Source organism: Frankia sp. CoBUL1, from assembly GCF_978021245.1.
Window position 1 is genome coordinate 50,944 of sequence record NZ_CDXDOS010000001.1, and the last position, 3,390, is coordinate 54,333.

A 3,390-nucleotide genomic window follows, 5' to 3' on the forward strand; every position below is an offset into this window, starting at 1 on the left:
AAGCGCGAGGGCATCCACACGATCGGCGAGCTGGTCTCCCGTAGCGAGGCCGACCTGCTCGACATCCGTAACTTCGGGCAGAAGTCGATCGATGAGGTCAAGACGAAGCTGGGCGCGATGGGCCTGCAGCTCAAGGACTCCCCGCCTGGGTTCGACCCGCGCCAGGCCGTGGACACCTACGGCACCGACGCGTACAGCCCGTCGTTCTCCGACCCGTCCGACGACGGCGCGGAGTTCATCGAGACCGAGCAGTACTGATCTCCACGAGGGCCTCCGCTTCCGGCGGGGGCCCTCGGCGACCCTCCGGTGGCGAGAGCCGCGTCCTTCGGGCGGGCAGCCTGGCTAGGCCGGTGACCAGCAGGACAGTGAAAGGAACGAGGAGCACTCATCATGCCCACGCCAACCAAGGGCGCCCGGCTCGGCGGCAGCCCCGCACATGAGCGGCTGCTGCTGGCCAACCTCGCCACCGCGCTGTTCGAGCACGGCGGCATCACCACCACCGAGGCGAAGGCCAAGCGGCTGCGTCCGTACGCCGAGCGTTTGGTGACCTTCGCCAGGCGGGGGGACCTGCACGCCCGCCGGCGTGTCATGCGCCAGGTACGCGACAACTCGGTCGTGCACACCCTGTTCACCGAGATCGGTCCGCGCTACGCGAACCGGAACGGTGGCTACACCCGGATCGTCAAGATCGGCAACCGGAAGGGTGACAACGCCCCGCTGGCCCGGATCGAGCTGGTCGAGGCGCTGACCGTCGGCCAGCAGGCCGTCAGTGAGGCCGAGCGGGCGCGGAGCACCCGTTTCGAGGCTCGTCGCAAGCCCACCGGCGCCACCGCGGAGGCTGCGGAGGAGCTGGCCCAGGAGTCGCCAACCGCGGCTGCTGTGGCAGCCGAGGCCGCGGAGCCAGCGGAGACCCCCGCCGAAGGGGCCGCTGGCAAGCCGACGACCGCGCAGACGGACGACTCCGGCGCCGGGGACGACTCCGGCGCCGGGGAGCAGAACTCCGCAAACTGAGATCCGGGCCGAAGGCCGAAATCTTCGGCCGAATCTCGCGTCCTGGAGTAGATCCGCGCAGGCCCGCCGCCCATCATGGGCGGCGGGCTTTCGTTTTAGTGCCGCCGCACCGCCGCGTCGTCGCTTGCACGGGGGAGAGGCAGATGTCCGATCCGGGAGTTTCCGCGGGACGTCGTCCCGCGGGTCGCGAGGCGGCTGCCCGCCGGTGATGACGATGACCGACGGGCTGGTTCGGCTGCGGCTGAACCTCTCTTATGACGGGACACCGTTCGCGGGATGGGCCCGCCAGCCCGGCCAACGCACCGTGCAGGGCGATGTGGAGGACGCCCTCATGCGGGTGGCGCGGTTGCCGGCGGTACGGCTCACCGTCGCCGGACGGACCGATTCGGGTGTCCATGCCGTCGGTCAGGTAGCGCACGTTGATCTCCCGGACGACGTGCCGCTCGGCGGCCTCGCGCGGCGGCTGAACGGTGTCCTGGACCGGGCCGTGCGGATCATCGGGCTCGCCCCGGCACCGCCCGGCTTCGACGCCAGATTCTCCGCGCTCTCCCGCCGCTACGTCTATCGGATCACCGACGCTCCGTATGGAGCCGAACCCCTGCGGCGCTTCGACACCCTGGCCTGGCCTCGTCCGCTCGACGTGCCCGCGATGGCGGCGGCGGCGCTGTTCCTGGTCGGCGAGCATGACTTCGCCGCGTTCTGCCGGCGCCGGGAAGGCGCGACGACCGTCCGTACGCTGCTGCGCCTCGATGTGCTCCGCCGGCCTGAGGGGGTCGTCGTGGCCGACGTCGAGGCCGACGCCTTCTGCCACTCCATGGTCCGGGCGCTGGTCGGCGCCCTGCTCGCCGTCGGGGAGGGCCGCAAGCCGCCCCAGTGGCCCGCGGCGGTGCTGCACCGAGGTGTCCGGGACCCCGCCGTCACCGTGGCGCCGGCGCACGGCCTGACGCTGGTGGACGTGCGTTACCCGCCCGATCCTGAGCTGGCCGCCCGGGCCGAGGTCACCCGGGCCGTCCGGATTCCCCCCACGCCGTCCGGTTGAGGGGGCCCCGGTCGCCGGTGAGTCAGTGGTCGCCGGTGAGTCAGTGGCGCGGACCGTGGCCGAGTACTGCTCGGTCTCCGATGGGCTCGGTCGCGAGCGTGCTCAGATCGGTCTGGGCGTTCCGCAGCGCGGGATCGATCCCCGCACCCTGGGTGCCGTCGGTGTAGGCGACCTGCGTGTAGATGAGGTAGTGCCCGCGGGTGATCGCGCCCCGCCACGAGTTGTTCCCACCCGGGCCGGTGATCCGCGCGTTCGGAATCGAGTTGGCCGGGACGGGGAGGGGCACGATGCCACCGCGTCCCTGGTTGAGGATGTCCGCGGTGGCGGTGGCGGTGGCGAGCTTGTCGAGGACGAAGACGGTGACGCCGGCCAACACCTGGCCTTCGCCGTCCCCCGGGGTGCTGAGGAACAGCGTCCGCACCACCTGCCGGCAGCGCCGGTCCTTGAGCTGCGTGACCAGATCACCAGTGAGATCCGGGCAGCTGTTGTCCAGTTTGCGGGCGAGCCGTCGGTAGTTCCGTCCTTCGGCCTCGACCTGCTCGTCGGAGAAGAACTCGTTGGCGGTCACCGGATCGGAGTCGAGGGTCGCGCTGTCGAGGAAGCCTGCCGGGATCGGTGGGAGCGTCTGCCGGGTGGTGGGCGTCTTGTTCCCGTTGTCTCCGCTGCGCCCGTTGTCCCCGCTGCGCACCGCCACGACCGCGACCGCCGTGATGAGGACGAGGACGGCCCCCGCGACGCCGGCCAGCAGCCGCCGAGCGCCGCGGACCCCACGGTCCCCGGCCTGGTCCTGAGTGCTCCGCCCCCACCTCGGCGGGTACGCGCCACGGGCGCTCGATGCGGCGGTGGCGGACGGTGCCGACCCGTTGACCGGATCGCCGTCGACCGAATGGAGGCCGACTGGATCGCCGTCGCCGAATCCGCCGTCAGCCGCGGGGGGTGGGTGGGATTCGCCGGTTTCACCGATGCGGGTGGGACCGCCGGTAACGGCATCCGTGTCAGGGAAGACACCTGGGCGCGGGGAGACACCCGGATAGGCCGGCGTGTCCGAGTCTCGTGGACGGGATGCCGGGCGCTCATAGCGGGTCGGACCGGACGGCGGCACGGATGCGGCGCCGGTCCCGGCTGGCCCCGTGCTCAAGCTCGTGGTGGTCGGGGACGGTGTTATGCCGGGCGGCGTGGTGTCGGGCGGCGTGATCCGCAGGGAGGTCGGCTTCGGCGAGAACGAGTACGTCCGGGACCCCCCGAACAGGGGATCGTCGGCCGGGGGAGTCCAGCCGTCGAGGTCGGGGTGCGGGCCACCCGGGCGGGGAATCGTCGCCGCTGTCGGGCCCGTGGTGCCT

The 3,390-nt window shown here is 71.9% G+C and carries 4 protein-coding genes; 3 read left to right on the forward strand and 1 reads right to left on the reverse strand.

What is annotated here, in order from left to right; genetic code table 11:
* From AC08OX_RS00315 to truA, 3 genes are all read left to right on the forward strand, one after another.
* Positions 1-258, forward strand: a 258-nt coding sequence (locus AC08OX_RS00315) for a DNA-directed RNA polymerase subunit alpha C-terminal domain-containing protein (protein ID WP_476605952.1), incomplete at its 5' end; no start/stop codon positions are given.
* Between the two features lie 132 nt (positions 259-390).
* The gene (rplQ, locus tag AC08OX_RS00320) at positions 391-1,011 is read left to right on the forward strand and encodes a 50S ribosomal protein L17 (protein WP_476605953.1); all 621 of its coding nucleotides are present in this window, start codon (positions 391-393) and stop codon (positions 1,009-1,011) included.
* Between the two features lie 214 nt (positions 1,012-1,225).
* Entirely contained in the window at positions 1,226-2,050 is an 825-nt protein-coding gene (gene truA, locus AC08OX_RS00325; protein ID WP_476605954.1) for a tRNA pseudouridine(38-40) synthase TruA, read from the forward strand.
* Positions 2,051-2,090: 40 nt separating this feature from the next.
* Here truA and AC08OX_RS00330 read toward each other — a convergent pair.
* Positions 2,091-3,390 (reverse strand): hypothetical protein (locus tag AC08OX_RS00330; protein ID WP_476605955.1); only part of this gene is annotated, 1,300 nt, incomplete at its 5' end.

Coding starts and splice junctions, on each gene's coding strand:
- rplQ (WP_476605953.1), top strand. CDS start 391: ATGCCCACGCCAACCAAGGGCGCCCGGCTCGGCGGCAGCCCCGCACAT.
- truA (WP_476605954.1), top strand. CDS start 1,226: ATGACCGACGGGCTGGTTCGGCTGCGGCTGAACCTCTCTTATGACGGG.